This is a genomic window from Pseudomonas sp. ICMP 460 (assembly GCF_002723595.1).
Lineage (GTDB): Bacteria > Pseudomonadota > Gammaproteobacteria > Pseudomonadales > Pseudomonadaceae > Aquipseudomonas > Aquipseudomonas kitaguniensis.
In genome coordinates this window covers 20,303-32,751 of sequence record NZ_LKBR01000079.1, presented here as the reverse complement: position 1 = coordinate 32,751, position 12,449 = coordinate 20,303, and the positions used below count along the sequence as shown (strand labels likewise).

Sequence of the window (12,449 nt, the reverse complement as noted above, 5' to 3'; positions counted from 1 at the left end):
CAAATTATGTCGCCGAGCAAACCCGAGATCGTCATCACCTATTGCACCCAGTGTCAGTGGCTGCTGCGCGCTGCGTGGCTGGCTCAGGAATTGTTGAGTACGTTTGCCGATGACCTTGGCCGTGTGGCGCTGGAACCGGCCACCGGCGGCGCGTTTCGCATCACCTGCGATGGCGTGCAAATTTGGGAGCGCAAGGCCGATGGCGGGTTTCCGGAAGCCAAGGCGCTCAAGCAGCGCGTGCGTGACCAGATCGACCCGCAGCGCGATTTGGGACACAACGACCGCACAGCCTGAACGTCAGGCGGTTGCCGTTGGCTGTTTGGCCTGACTGGCGCTGCCCATCAGGCCCGAAAGCACGATGGCGACGATAATCAGCGCGCCGCCCAGCAGCATGCGCAAGGTCGGGGTTTCGGCAAACAACAGCCAGGCCATGGTGATGCCGTAGATCGGCTCCATCGCAAACACCACCGACGCGGTGCGCGCCTTGATCACCGCCAGCGCGGCCACAAACAGGCTGTGCGCCAGGCCGGTACAGAACACCCCGAGCAGGCCAATCCACAGCCAGTCAATGGCGCGCACATCCGCGAGCCCCGGCGCGGCCACGGGCAATAGCAACGCGGCAACCACCACGTTCTGGCACAACGCTGCCTGTACCGCCGGAATTCGCCCGGAGCTGGCGCGGTTGTTCAGCGACAACAGCGAAAACAGCAGGCCCGAGGCGATGCCCCAAAGCAAGCCGCCGGTGGCCTCGCTGGCGAGGTTGAAGTCTGGCGTCACCAGCACCAGTCCCACGCTGACCAGCGCCACCAGCAGCACTTCATTGGCCCGAATGCGCTCGCGGAAGATCAGCCCTTCGAGAATCACGGTAAAGGCCGGGAAGGCGGTAAACCCAAGCGTGGCGACGGCTACACCGCCGACCTTGACGGCCATAAAAAAGGTCACCCAATGCGCTGCGAGCAATACGCCGCTGATCAGCAGGCGGCGCCAGTCGCGCCTCTCGAGTTTTTTCCAGGCGGTGTTGCTGGCAAATCGCGCAAATACCGCCAGGGCAATCACCGCGAACGCGGCGCGGCCAAACACGATAATGGCGGGCGAGGCGGCGGCCAACTTGCCGAATACGCCGGTGAGGCCAAACATCAATGCACCGATATGCAGGGCGCCGAGGGCTGAGCGGGGAGTCATTGCGATCCTTAACCAACGGGAGTAACAGCATCGCAGTCTAGAGGGTTGTGCAGGCGGGCGTCTGTCGCGTGGCTAGCGATTTTTATCGCGAAACTATCTTTGCGAGCGATGCCCGCGAGCAGCGCCGCAATGCGCCGGGCGATGCGCCGAACTCACGCAACATCGCCGCGGCAAATGCACTTTGCGAGCTGTAGCCGACGCGGGCGGCGATTTCACCGATGGGCAAGGGTGTTTCCTTGAGCAGTTTTACCGCGGTATGCAGGCGACGGCTGCGCAGGTAGTCCATCGGCGTTTGCGCACATTCGGCGATAAAACGCGCATGCAGGCGCGCCACGGACAGGTCGGCAATCCGCGCAAGGTCGGCCACCTGCAGCGGGTGTGCCGCGTGGCGTTCGATGTACGCATTGAACGCCGCATACGGCAACCTTCGGCCTGGCACCGTTGGCGCCAGCGCAGGATTAAGACTGGCCAGCAACAGCACCGCACCTTGCTGCACAATCAGCGGGTCATCCACCGGGCCGCTCGCCAGCCATTGCACCAACTGGCTTTGCCGGGCGTCGAGTGTCAGGTGCGCCGGTTGGTCGAGCAAGCGGCGGCTGGCATCGGCATGTTCGCCCAACGACTGTATCAACCATTGCTCGGGCGGCACATCCAGCACCAGGCAGTGGCTGCCATCACGGCTGTCGCAGGCATGGTGAGTGGAAACCGGCAGGACCATCACGCTGCTGTGTTGCACCCGACTGCCACGGCCATCCACTTGCATGTCCAGATGACCGGACAGGCCGAACACCAACTGCGCATGGTCATGGCTGTGGGCGAGGGGGGCTTCGGTGTAGTGGCGCAGCGTGAGCATCGGCCTCATCGCAGTCTCCTGATGCAGTGTCTTGGGCAGCCAGGTCACCAGTCTACAACGCTTCGCGGCGCGCGGGCGCTGTCATCAGACTGACGCACAGTTGTCATGGGCTATTCACCACCAAGGCGCAAGCTCGCGAAAACAGCGTCGAGGGATGCCCATGACCAGTGCCGAGTTGGCCAAACCCAGCCGTAAACAACGGGTTCGTACCTTGTGGATTTCCGACGTGCACTTGGGCACCCGGGATTGCCAGGCCGAGCACTTGTCGCAGTTTCTCAAGGGCTACCACGCCGATAAGGTCTACCTGGTCGGCGACATCATTGACGGCTGGAAAATGCGCGGCGGCATGTATTGGCCGCAGGCCCACACCAACGTGATTCGTCGCTTGCTGACCATGGCCAAGCGCGGCACCGAGGTGATCTACGTCACCGGCAACCACGATGAATTCCTGCGGCGCTATTCCAGGCTCATTCTGGGCAATATCCAACTGGTTGACGAGGCCGTGCATGTGACTGCCGATGGCCGCCACTTGCTGGTCATCCACGGCGACCAGTTTGATGTGATCACGCGTTACCACCGTTGGCTGGCCTTCCTCGGCGACTCGGCTTACGAGTTCACGCTGACGCTGAACCGCTGGCTCAACCACTGGCGTGCGCGCTACGGTTATGGCTACTGGTCGCTGTCGGCTTACCTCAAGCACAAGGTCAAAACGGCGGTGAGTTTTATCAGCGATTTCGAAGAAGCGATTGCCCACGAAGTGACCAAGCGTGAGCTGCACGGTGTGGTGTGCGGGCATATTCACCACGCCGAGATCCGCAAGGTGGGCGAGGTGGATTACCTCAACTGCGGCGATTGGGTGGAGTCGTGCACGGCGCTGATCGAGCACTGGGACGGGCATATCGAGTTGTATCGGTTGGCGGATGCTCAGGCTAAACAGGCACAGCTTAAAGCGCAGATGGTTGCGGGCTAAAGGCCCTGTGTGGGAGCGGGCTTGCTCGCGATGGCATCAACCGGGTATTGCTGATGTACCGAGGGGCCTGCATCGCGAGCAAGCCCGCTCCCACCGTTTCAGTTAGACACGTCGGCGATGGCTTGCGCGAGCAAGGTCAGCCGCGCTGCATCAACGCCGGCCACATTGGCCCGTCCCGAACTGACCATATACACACTGTGCTTATCGCGCAGTTGCTCCACTTGCCCGGCACTTAAACCGGTATAGGAAAACATCCCGCGCTGTTCTCCAATATGCGCAAACCGCTCAGCCAATCCGTGCGGCACCAGCGCCTCGACCAAGCCTGAACGCAAGTGTGCAATGCGCAACCGCATGGCTTCGACTTCGCCGCTCCAGACCTTCTTCAACTCGGCATCACCGAGGATAGTCGCAACCACTGCCGCGCCATGATCCGGCGGCGTCGACCACAAATTACGCGCGATATTCGCCAGTTGGCTGCGCACATCCGTGAGCTTTTCCGCGTCCGCCGCACACACGATCAGCGCGCCGACGCGGTCGCGGTACAGCCCGAAGTTCTTTGAGCAAGAACTGGTGATCAGCACTTCCGGCAGCTCGGCCGCAAACAGCCGCACCGCCCAGGCATCTTGCTCCAGCCCGTCGCCAAAGCCCTGGTAGGCGAAGTCGATCAGCGGCAGCAGGTGACGCTCGCGCACGATCTGCAGCACCTGGCGCCAGTCATCCTGCGACAGGTCGAAGCCGGTCGGGTTGTGGCAGCAGGCGTGCAGCAGCACTACGTCGCCCTCGGGCACTGTGGAAAGTGTCGCGAGCATCGCTGCCACGTCCAGGCGATTGTCAGCGCCCACGTACGGGTAATGGCTGACCTTGATCCCGGCCTTGGCAAAGATGGTTTGGTGGATCGGCCACGTCGGGTCGCTCAACCACACCCCACGGCCTGGCAGGCTGTGGGCGATAAAGTCGGCACTCAAACGCAGCGCGCCAGTGCCGCCCGGTGTTTGGGTTGCGCCGGCGCGGCGTTCGCCGATCAACGCGGAGTCGGCGCCCAGCACCAACTCACTGATCAACGTGCCGAAGGCCGCCTGGCCGTGCCCGCCGATGTAGGTCTTGGTGGTTTGCGTGTCGACCAGGCGCTGTTCCGCCAGCTTTACCGCGTGCGGAATCGGGGTCAGGCCCTGGTCGTCCTTATACACGCCCACGCCCAGGTCGATCTTGTTCGGGTTGGCGTCTTGCGCGTACAGGTCCATTAGCCCGAGGATCGGGTCGCCGGGCACGCGGTCAATGGCATCGAAATGCATTACTTGCGGCCCTCGGCGTTTTTGGCCACTTCGTCGGTGCGCGCGGCCATGATGAAGTCGTTGCGGTGCAGGCCTTTGATGGAGTGGCTCCACCAGGTCACGGTGACTTTGCCCCACTCGGTGAGCAGGCCTGGGTGATGGCCTTCGGCTTCGGCGATTTCACCCACGGCGTTGGTAAAGGCCAGGGCGAATTTGAAGTTCTTGAACAGGAACACCTTTTCCAGCTGCATCACGCTGTCGCGGACTTCGATATTCCAGTCGGGGATCTGCTTGATCAGTACTGGCAACTCTTCGTCGCTGACTTGCGGGGCGTCGGCGCGGCAGGCTTCGCAGTGGGCTTGGTTCAAGGTAGTCATGTGGGATGTCCTGAGTTTGAAAAACGGTCGTCAGTGGCGTCACCCTAAAGCAACGCGCGGCCGGGGAACAGACTCACCCGGCCTCAAACATTAAGAGGCGGCAAGCACTTACGCGGCTTTGGGCTTTGGCGGGAACAGCGGCGCGTGCAGGCCGAGCTGCATGCCGCGTTCGACCATGCCCATGATGTCTTCCTGCGCCACCTCGAACAGGCGCTTAAGCTCTGGCAAGACAAAATACAGCGGTTGCAGGATATCGATTCGATACGGTGTACGCATCGCCTCAAGCGGGTCGAAGGTTTGATGCTTCGGCTCGGACGACAGGCTGTACACCGTCTCTTTGGGCGACGACAGAATACCGCCACCGTAGATGCGTCGACCGTGCGGCGTGTCCACCAGGCCGAACTCGATGGTCATCCAGTACAGGCGCGCCAGGTACACGCGTTGCTCTTTACTGGCGGCGAGGCCGAGCTTGCCGTAGGTGTGGGTGAATTCGGCAAACCAGGGGTTGGTCAGCAGCGGGCAGTGGCCGAAGATCTCGTGAAAAATATCCGGCTCTTGCAGGTAGTCGAGTTCTTCACGGGTACGAATAAAGGTCGCCACCGGAAACTGCTTGTTGGCGAGCAATTCGAAGAAGGTTTGAAAGGGGATCAGCGCCGGCACGCGGGCGACTTGCCAGCCGGTTGTCTCGGCCAGCACCTTGTTGATCTCGCCCAATTGCGGAATGCGCTCAAGGGGCAGGCCGAGTTTGTCGATGCCGTCCAGGTATTCCTGGCAGGCCCGCCCTTCGATCACCTTCAGTTGACGGGTGATCAGCGTGTTCCACACCGCATGTTCTTCCGGCGAGTAGTGGATAAAACCTTGCGCATCGGGCTCACGCGCCACGTAGTGCGTCTGCTTCATACGGCTCTCCTGCTAGGCATTCGTTCTTGTTATGTCCTGCGATAGGCCTATTGATAACGCGCAATGCAGCGGATTCCATCGGCCTGCTGCCTCGGCGTGCAGGCGTATTCAGTGTTTTTTGTAAAGTATTCGTTACGATACGGCGAGAGTTGTGTGGTTTGGGCTGTGAAAAGGTCACGTGCTGTCACATAATCTTGACGACTATCTGCGTTGCGCTGCAAAAAACACGCGGCGCCTCGCCATTTTTCGGGTGTTCTCATGCGTATCAAAGTGCACTGCCAGAACCGTATTGGCATCCTGCGGGACATTCTCAACCTGTTGGTGGAGTACGGCGTCAACGTCGCCAAAGGCGAAGTCGGCGGCGAACATGGCAACGCTATATACCTGTTTTGCCCGAACCTGGTGAACATGCAGTTCCAGGCATTGCGCCCGCAATTTGAGGCGATTGCCGGGGTATTCGGCGTGAAGCGGGTAGGGCTGATGCCCAGCGAGCGTCGGCATATGGAGCTAAACGCGCTGCTCGGTGCCCTGGAGTTTCCGGTGCTGTCGATTGACATGGGCGGCTCCATCGTCGCCGCCAACCGTGCGGCGGCGCAGTTGCTCGGGGTGCGGGTGGACGAGGTGCCGGGTATTCCGTTGTCACGTTATGCCGAGGACTTTGATTTGCCCGAGTTGGTGCGCGCGAGTAAATCGCGGATCAACGGCTTGCGGGTCAAGGTCAAGGGTGACGTATTTCTGGCGGACATTGCGCCACTGCAATCCTGGGAGCACGACGACAGCGAAGCCATGGCTGGCGCCGTGTTGACCCTGCACCGTGCCGACCGCGTGGGCGAGCGTATCTACAATGTGCGCAAGCAAGAGCTGCGCGGGTTCGACAGTATTTTCCAAAGCTCCAAAGTCATGGCGGCTGTGGTGCGTGAAGCACGGCGGATGGCGCCGTTGGATGCGCCTCTATTAATAGAAGGCGAAACCGGCACCGGCAAAGAGTTGCTTGCGCGCGCCTGCCACCTCGCCAGCCCGCGTGGGCAATCGCCGTTGATGGCGCTTAACTGCGCAGGCTTGCCTGAGTCGATGGCCGAGACCGAATTGTTTGGCTACGGCCCCGGCGCCTTTGAGGGTGCACGCGCGGAAGGCAAGTTGGGGCTGCTTGAACTGACGGCGGGCGGCACGTTGTTTCTCGATGGGGTGGGCGAAATGAGCGCGCGGTTGCAGGTGAAGTTGCTGCGCTTTCTGCAGGATGGCTGCTTTCGTCGCGTGGGCAGTGATGAAGAGGTGTACCTGGACGTGCGGGTGATGTGCGCAACCCAGGTGGATTTGTCCGAACTGTGCGCTCGCGGTGAGTTTCGCCAGGATCTTTATCACCGGCTGAATGTGCTGTCGTTGCACATACCGCCGTTGCGCGAGTGCCTGGATGGGCTGGCGCCGTTGGTGGAGCACTTTATTGACCAGGCCAGCCGGCAGATCGGCTGCCCGCTGCCCAAGCTGGCGCCGGCGGCGATGGACCGGCTGAGTCATTACCACTGGCCGGGGAATGTGCGGCAGTTGGAGAATGTGCTGTTTCAGGCCGTGTCGTTGTGTGAAGGCGGCATGGTCAAGGCCGAGCATATCCGGTTGCCAGATTACGGGGTGCGTCAGCCGCTTGGCGATTTTTCGCTGGAGGGCGGGCTGGAAGAAATTGTCGGGCGCTTTGAACGGGCGGTGCTGGAAAGCCTGTATGCCGAACACTCCAGCAGCCGGCAACTCGGCAAGCGCTTGGGCGTGTCGCATACCACCATCGCCAACAAGCTGCGCGATTACGGCATTCTCAAAGCTGATCGCAGCTAACGAGTGTCTGCTTGGATCAACTGTGGGAGCGGGCTTGCTCGCGATGCAGACACCTCGGACCCTCAGTTACACCAAGTTGATGCTATCGCGAGCAAGCCCGCTCCCACAATTGACCTTTGGCGTGAGCTCGGCAGCCGTTGCTTGCCGCACGCGGCAGTAGTCCGCCGTTTTTTCGACTCTGCTCACCCGCTGAAATCTTCAACGCTCCCCGCAAAGCCCCGGCCCGCTTGAATCTTCGCCAATTTTAAAAAGTTGGTTCGCTAATTGCTTAAGCCTCATCAGTACAGCGGTGGGCGGCAAGCGTCCGTCAGAAGAGGATAGAGCGTGGACAAATACCTTTATGTGGCAATGACCGGCGCCAGCCAGAACGCACTGGCGCAGAAGGCCCATGCCAACAATCTGGCGAACATTTCCACCAACGGCTTCCAGCGTGACCTGGAGCAGGCACGTTCGATGCCGGTGTTTGGTGACAGCTTTCCGGCGCGGGCGTTTGCCCTGACCGAACGGCCGGCGACCGACTTCACCCCTGGCGCGATGATTGAAACCGGTCGCGACCTCGACGTGGCCGTCAGCGGTGACGGCTGGATGGCCGTGCAAACCCCGGATGGCAGCGAAGCCTATGTGCGCAGCGCCAGCATGAACGTTGACGCGCTGGGCGTGCTGCGTGCCGGCAACGGCATGCCGATCATGGGCAACGGTGGCCCGATTGCCGTGCCGCCGCAGCAGAAAATCGAAGTCGGTGCCGACGGCACCATCAGCATCCGCGCCATGGGCGAAGGCCCACGGGTGATGGCTGAAGTGGACCGCATCAAGCTGGTCCAGCCGGACCTCAAGAACATGACCAAAGGCCTGGACGGCACCATCCATACCAAGGATGGCAAGCCGGCCGTAGTCGATGCCAACGTGAGGCTGACCTCGGGCTTCCTGCAGGCGAGCAACGTCAATGCCGTTGAAGAAATGACCGCAGTGCTGTCGCTTTCCAAGCAGTTTGAGCTGCACATCAAAATGATGAACAGCGCTAAAGAAGACGACCAGGCCATGACCCGCGTTCTGGCGATGAGCTGATAGCCGAGTCATTGAGTATTTGGCTTTTAAATAATTAGTGCAGCGCAGCGCCAACAAACAGGCGCACGAAGGAGAACAGCATGCTTCCGGCTCTATGGGTTGCCAAAACAGGTTTGTCCGCCCAGGACACCAACCTGACGACCATTTCCAACAACTTGGCCAACGTCTCGACCACGGGCTTCAAACGTGATCGCGCCGAGTTCCAGGACTTGCTCTATCAGATCAAACGCCAGCCAGGCGCCCAGTCGACCCAAGACAGCGAGCTGCCGTCGGGCCTGCAATTGGGTACCGGTGTGCAGATCGTCGGCACCCAGAAAAACTTCACCGCCGGTAACCTGCAACAAACCGGTCAGCCGCTGGATATGGCCATCAACGGCAAAGGCTTCTTCCAGATTTTGCAGCCCGATGGCACCACCACCTACACCCGTGACGGCACCTTCCACCTGGACGCCAACGGCCAGATGGTCACCGCCAACGGTTTTGCCCTGGAGCCGGCGATTGTCGTGCCCAACAATGCCCAGACCTTTACCGTCGGCAACGACGGCACCGTGTCGATCACGGTGGCCGGCAACCCGGCGTCGCAAGTGATCGGCAACCTGCAAACCGCCGACTTCATCAACCCGGCTGGCCTCCAAGCCATCGGTAACAACCTGTTCCTGGAAACCGCCTCCAGTGGCGCGCCGCAAGTCGGCACCCCTGGCCTGAACGGTTTCGGCACCACGCTGCAAAGCACCCTGGAAACCTCCAACGTCAGCACGGTTGAGGAGATGGTCAACATGATCACCACCCAGCGCGCCTACGAGATGAACTCCAAGGTGATTTCCACCGCCGACCAGATGCTTTCGTTCGTAACGCAGAATCTGTAATCAAGTCTATGGGGCGCCGCTGAAGGCGCCTGCGACACCGTGAGGTTAGGGTCATGAATCGCTATGTTTCTGTTCTGGCATTGAGTGGGATCGCCGTGCTCGCGGGCTGTGTAGCCCCGACCGCAAAACCCAATGACCCGTACTACGCGCCGGTGTTGCCGCGCACGCCTTTGCCTGCGGCTGCCAACAATGGCTCGATTTACCAGGCCGGTTTCGAACAGAACCTGTACAGCGACCGCAAGGCGTTCCGGGTCGGTGACATCATCACCATCACCCTGAACGAGAAAACCCAGGCCAGCAAAAACGCCAACTCGCAGATCGGCAAGACCAGCAAGACCAGCATCGGCCTGACCTCGCTGTTTGGTGGCTTGCCCAACACCAATAACCCATTGGGCAGCGGCGACTTGAGCCTGGACGCCGGCTACAGCGGCGACCGCGCCACCAACGGCAAGAGCGCGGCGGGGCAGGGCAACAGCCTGACCGGCTCGATCACGGTGACGGTTGCCGACGTATTGCCCAATGGCATCATCGCGATTCGTGGCGAAAAATGGATGACGCTCAACACCGGTGACGAGTTGGTGCGCATCGCCGGTATGGTGCGCGCCGATGACATTGCCACTGACAACACCGTGTCGTCGACGCGGATCGCCGATGCGCGCATTACCTACTCGGGTACAGGTTCGTTTGCTGATGCCAGTCAGCCGGGCTGGTTCGACCGTTTCTTCCTTAGCCCGCTGTTCCCTTTCTAGGTGGCCACTTTGAAACTCAAACAGCTGATGGCGGCGGCACTCCTGCTCTCCTTAAGCGCTGTGGCCCAGGCCGAGCGCCTGAAAGACATCGCGAGTATTTCCGGCGTGCGGTCCAACCAGTTGATCGGCTACGGCCTGGTGGTGGGGCTTAACGGCACAGGTGACCAGACCACCCAGACCCCGTTCACCCTGCAGACCTTCAACAACATGCTCTCGCAGTTCGGCATCAAGGTGCCGGCGGGCTCGGGTAACGTGCAGCTGAAAAACGTCGCGGCCGTGTCGATCAGTGCCGACTTGCCGCCGTTCGCCAAGCCGGGCCAAGTGGTCGACATCACCGTGTCGTCGATGGGTAACTCGAAAAGCCTGCGTGGCGGCACCTTGCTGATGACGCCGCTCAAAGGTATCGACGGCAACGTCTACGCCATCGCCCAAGGCAACCTGGTGGTCGGCGGCTTTGATGCCGAAGGCCGCGACGGTTCGAAGATCACCGTTAACGTGCCGTCGGCCGGGCGGATTCCGGGCGGTGCCTCGGTGGAGCGCACCGTGCCCAGCGGTTTCAACCAGGGCAACAGCCTGACCTTGAACCTCAACCGCTCGGACTTCACCACCGCCAAGCGTGTGGTCGATAAAATCAACGACATGCTCGGCCCTGGCGTGGCGCAGGCCATCGACGGCGGTTCGATCCGTGTGACCGCGCCGCTCGACCCAAGCCAGCGCGTCGACTACCTGTCGATCCTGGAAAACCTTGAAGTCGATCCAGGCCAGGCGGTGGCCAAAGTCATCATTAACTCGCGTACAGGCACTATCGTGATCGGTCAGAACGTCAAGGTTTCGCCGGCTGCGGTGACCCACGGCAGCTTGACCGTAACCATTACCGAAGACCCGATCGTCAGCCAGCCGGGCGCGTTGTCCAACGGCCAGACGGCGGTGGTACCGCGCTCGCGGGTCAACGCTCAGCAAGAAGCCAAGCCGATGTTCAAGTTCGGCCCCGGCACCACGCTGGACGAGATCGTCCGCGCGGTGAACCAGGTGGGCGCAGCGCCGGGCGACTTGATGGCGATCCTCGAAGCGTTGAAGCAGGCCGGCGCTTTGCAAGCCGACCTGATAGTGATCTAAGGCCATGGCTATGGACATGCGCAACAGCGGCCTGACCAGCACGGCGGATTCGGGGTCTTATTCCGACTTGAACCGGTTGAACCAGCTCAAGGTCGGCGACAAGAACAGCGAAGGCAACATGCGCAAGGTGGCGCAGGAGTTCGAGTCGCTGTTCTTGAGCGAGATGCTCAAGTCCATGCGTTCGGCCACTGAAGCCCTGGGCAAAGACAACCCGATGAACACCCCGGCCGCCAAGCAGTACCAGGAAATGTACGACCAGCAACTGGCGGTGTCGATGTCCCGCGAGGGCGGCGGTATCGGCCTGGCCGACGTGCTGATGCGTCAGATGCAAAAGAACAAGCCGGTGGACGCTCAGGCGGCCACCTTGCAAGGCCCGGCGGCGGCTGAGCCGGTGAAAAAAGTTGATGTGCCCACCGCGATTGCCGCGGGCACTCAGGCAGAAGGCCCGCTGGGCCGCTCCAATGGTGAACGCCCGCTGTGGGCGTACCGCGTGGCGGTGCCCGAGGGCAGCAGTTCGCACGCCAACGACGTGGCGCTGATGAACCAGCGCCGTATCTCGTTGCCGAGCAAGCTGACGGATCGTCTGTTGGCGGGCATCGTGCCAAGCACCGACCAGACCACCGCGCCCAAAGCTGCGCCGCTGCGTAACAGTGTCGCCGAAGACAATGTGGTCAACAGCGCCGCGCGCGGTTTTGCCGTCGCACCGACCGGGCAGATGCAGGTTTACAGCCGCGCCGTGGCCCAGCCACCGTTGGCACCGGCGAAAAAAGCCTTCAGCTCGCAGGACGAATTTGTCGCCACCATGCTGCCGATGGCCAAAGCGGCCGCAGCGCGCATTGGCGTCGATCCGAAGTACCTGGTGGCGCAGGCGGCGTTGGAAACCGGTTGGGGTAAATCGGTGATGCGTGCCCAAGACGGCAGCAGCAGCCACAACCTGTTCGGCATCAAGGCCGGCCAGAGTTGGCAGGGCGGTCAGGCCCGTGCGATTACCAGCGAGTTTCGCGATGGTTCGATGGTCAAGGAAACGGCGCAGTTCCGCTCCTATGACTCTTACCAGGACAGCTTCCACGACCTCGTGACCTTGCTGCAAAGCAATGATCGCTATAAAGAAGTTGTGAAATCTGCCGATAACCCGGAACAGTTTGTGCGTGAATTGCAAAAAGCCGGATATGCCACTGACCCGAACTACGCCAACAAGATTTCGCAGATCGCCAAAACGATGGACAGTTACCAGAATTACGCTGCCGCGGGCGCAACCACTCATTTATAAGGTCTG

13 protein-coding genes are annotated in these 12,449 nt (G+C 61.1%); 8 read left to right on the top strand and 5 right to left on the bottom strand.

Annotated elements, in window-relative coordinates; genetic code table 11:
- The first annotated feature begins 6 nt into the window (after positions 1-6).
- Positions 7-294, top strand: coding sequence for a SelT/SelW/SelH family protein (locus tag AO240_RS26185; protein ID WP_058413218.1), 288 nt, complete (start codon positions 7-9; stop codon positions 292-294).
- 3 nt (positions 295-297) lie between these two features.
- On the opposite strand, the gene AO240_RS26180 is transcribed toward AO240_RS26185, so the two are convergent.
- Both AO240_RS26180 and AO240_RS26175 read right to left on the bottom strand, forming a co-directional pair.
- Positions 298-1,182: a DMT family transporter gene (locus AO240_RS26180; RefSeq protein WP_099240433.1), complete on the bottom strand. Its 885-nt coding sequence runs from the start codon at positions 1,180-1,182 to the stop codon at positions 298-300.
- Positions 1,183-1,264: 82 nt separating this feature from the next.
- Complete coding sequence (locus AO240_RS26175) at positions 1,265-2,044, bottom strand: AraC family transcriptional regulator (RefSeq protein WP_099240430.1); 780 nt, start codon at positions 2,042-2,044, stop codon at positions 1,265-1,267.
- A 151-nt stretch (positions 2,045-2,195) separates the two neighbouring features.
- Here AO240_RS26175 and AO240_RS26170 point away from each other — a divergent pair, with 151 nt between their 5' ends.
- Complete coding sequence (locus tag AO240_RS26170; RefSeq protein ID WP_099240427.1) at positions 2,196-3,005, top strand: UDP-2,3-diacylglucosamine diphosphatase; 810 nt, start codon at positions 2,196-2,198, stop codon at positions 3,003-3,005.
- A 98-nt stretch (positions 3,006-3,103) separates the two neighbouring features.
- On the opposite strand, the gene AO240_RS26165 is transcribed toward AO240_RS26170, so the two are convergent.
- The 3 genes from AO240_RS26165 to phhA form a co-directional block, all read right to left on the bottom strand.
- The gene (locus AO240_RS26165; protein ID WP_099240424.1) at positions 3,104-4,297 is read right to left on the bottom strand and encodes an amino acid aminotransferase; all 1,194 of its coding nucleotides are present in this window, start codon (positions 4,295-4,297) and stop codon (positions 3,104-3,106) included.
- Positions 4,297-4,653, bottom strand: a complete 357-nt coding sequence (locus tag AO240_RS26160) for a 4a-hydroxytetrahydrobiopterin dehydratase (RefSeq protein ID WP_099240420.1) — start codon at positions 4,651-4,653, stop codon at positions 4,297-4,299. The genes AO240_RS26165 and AO240_RS26160 overlap by 1 nt, the downstream gene beginning before the upstream one ends.
- Before the next feature lie 108 nt (positions 4,654-4,761).
- Positions 4,762-5,553 carry a phenylalanine 4-monooxygenase gene (gene phhA, locus AO240_RS26155; protein ID WP_099240417.1) on the bottom strand — a complete coding sequence of 264 codons (792 nt, stop codon included), beginning with the start codon at positions 5,551-5,553 and terminating at the stop codon, positions 4,762-4,764.
- Positions 5,554-5,811: 258 nt separating this feature from the next.
- Between phhA and AO240_RS26150 the strand changes: the two genes are divergently transcribed.
- The 6 genes from AO240_RS26150 to flgJ all read left to right on the top strand — a co-directional run bounded on the left by AO240_RS26150 (position 5,812) and on the right by flgJ (position 12,443).
- Positions 5,812-7,377: a sigma-54-dependent transcriptional regulator gene (locus AO240_RS26150; RefSeq protein ID WP_099240415.1), complete on the top strand. Its 1,566-nt coding sequence runs from the start codon at positions 5,812-5,814 to the stop codon at positions 7,375-7,377.
- Between the two features lie 324 nt (positions 7,378-7,701).
- Entirely contained in the window at positions 7,702-8,442 is a 741-nt protein-coding gene (locus AO240_RS26145; protein WP_058413210.1) for a flagellar basal body rod protein FlgF, read from the top strand.
- A gap of 80 nt (positions 8,443-8,522) precedes the next feature.
- Positions 8,523-9,308 carry a flagellar basal-body rod protein FlgG gene (gene flgG, locus AO240_RS26140; protein ID WP_099240413.1) on the top strand — a complete coding sequence of 262 codons (786 nt, stop codon included), beginning with the start codon at positions 8,523-8,525 and terminating at the stop codon, positions 9,306-9,308.
- A gap of 53 nt (positions 9,309-9,361) precedes the next feature.
- Complete coding sequence (flgH, locus tag AO240_RS26135; protein ID WP_099240410.1) at positions 9,362-10,057, top strand: flagellar basal body L-ring protein FlgH; 696 nt, start codon at positions 9,362-9,364, stop codon at positions 10,055-10,057.
- A 27-nt stretch (positions 10,058-10,084) separates the two neighbouring features.
- Positions 10,085-11,173, top strand: coding sequence for a flagellar basal body P-ring protein FlgI (locus AO240_RS26130; protein ID WP_058413221.1), 1,089 nt, complete (start codon positions 10,085-10,087; stop codon positions 11,171-11,173).
- Positions 11,174-11,177: 4 nt separating this feature from the next.
- Positions 11,178-12,443, top strand: a complete 1,266-nt coding sequence (gene flgJ, locus AO240_RS26125; RefSeq protein ID WP_058413207.1) for a flagellar assembly peptidoglycan hydrolase FlgJ — start codon at positions 11,178-11,180, stop codon at positions 12,441-12,443.
- Positions 12,444-12,449 lie beyond the last annotated feature (6 nt).

Bases quoted from the DNA above. Each gene is read 5' to 3' on its own strand.
- flgG (WP_099240413.1), top strand. From the start codon at position 8,523: ATGCTTCCGGCTCTATGGGTTGCCAAAACAGGTTTGTCCGCCCAGGAC.
- AO240_RS26175 (WP_099240430.1), bottom strand. From the start codon at position 2,044: ATGAGGCCGATGCTCACGCTGCGCCACTACACCGAAGCCCCCCTCGCC.
- AO240_RS26165 (WP_099240424.1), bottom strand. From the start codon at position 4,297: ATGCATTTCGATGCCATTGACCGCGTGCCCGGCGACCCGATCCTCGGG.
- AO240_RS26150 (WP_099240415.1), top strand. From the start codon at position 5,812: ATGCGTATCAAAGTGCACTGCCAGAACCGTATTGGCATCCTGCGGGAC.
- phhA (WP_099240417.1), bottom strand. From the start codon at position 5,553: ATGAAGCAGACGCACTACGTGGCGCGTGAGCCCGATGCGCAAGGTTTT.
- flgJ (WP_058413207.1), top strand. From the start codon at position 11,178: ATGGCTATGGACATGCGCAACAGCGGCCTGACCAGCACGGCGGATTCG.
- AO240_RS26185 (WP_058413218.1), top strand. From the start codon at position 7: ATGTCGCCGAGCAAACCCGAGATCGTCATCACCTATTGCACCCAGTGT.
- AO240_RS26130 (WP_058413221.1), top strand. From the start codon at position 10,085: ATGGCGGCGGCACTCCTGCTCTCCTTAAGCGCTGTGGCCCAGGCCGAG.
- flgH (WP_099240410.1), top strand. From the start codon at position 9,362: ATGAATCGCTATGTTTCTGTTCTGGCATTGAGTGGGATCGCCGTGCTC.
- AO240_RS26170 (WP_099240427.1), top strand. From the start codon at position 2,196: ATGACCAGTGCCGAGTTGGCCAAACCCAGCCGTAAACAACGGGTTCGT.
- AO240_RS26160 (WP_099240420.1), bottom strand. From the start codon at position 4,653: ATGACTACCTTGAACCAAGCCCACTGCGAAGCCTGCCGCGCCGACGCC.
- AO240_RS26180 (WP_099240433.1), bottom strand. From the start codon at position 1,182: ATGACTCCCCGCTCAGCCCTCGGCGCCCTGCATATCGGTGCATTGATG.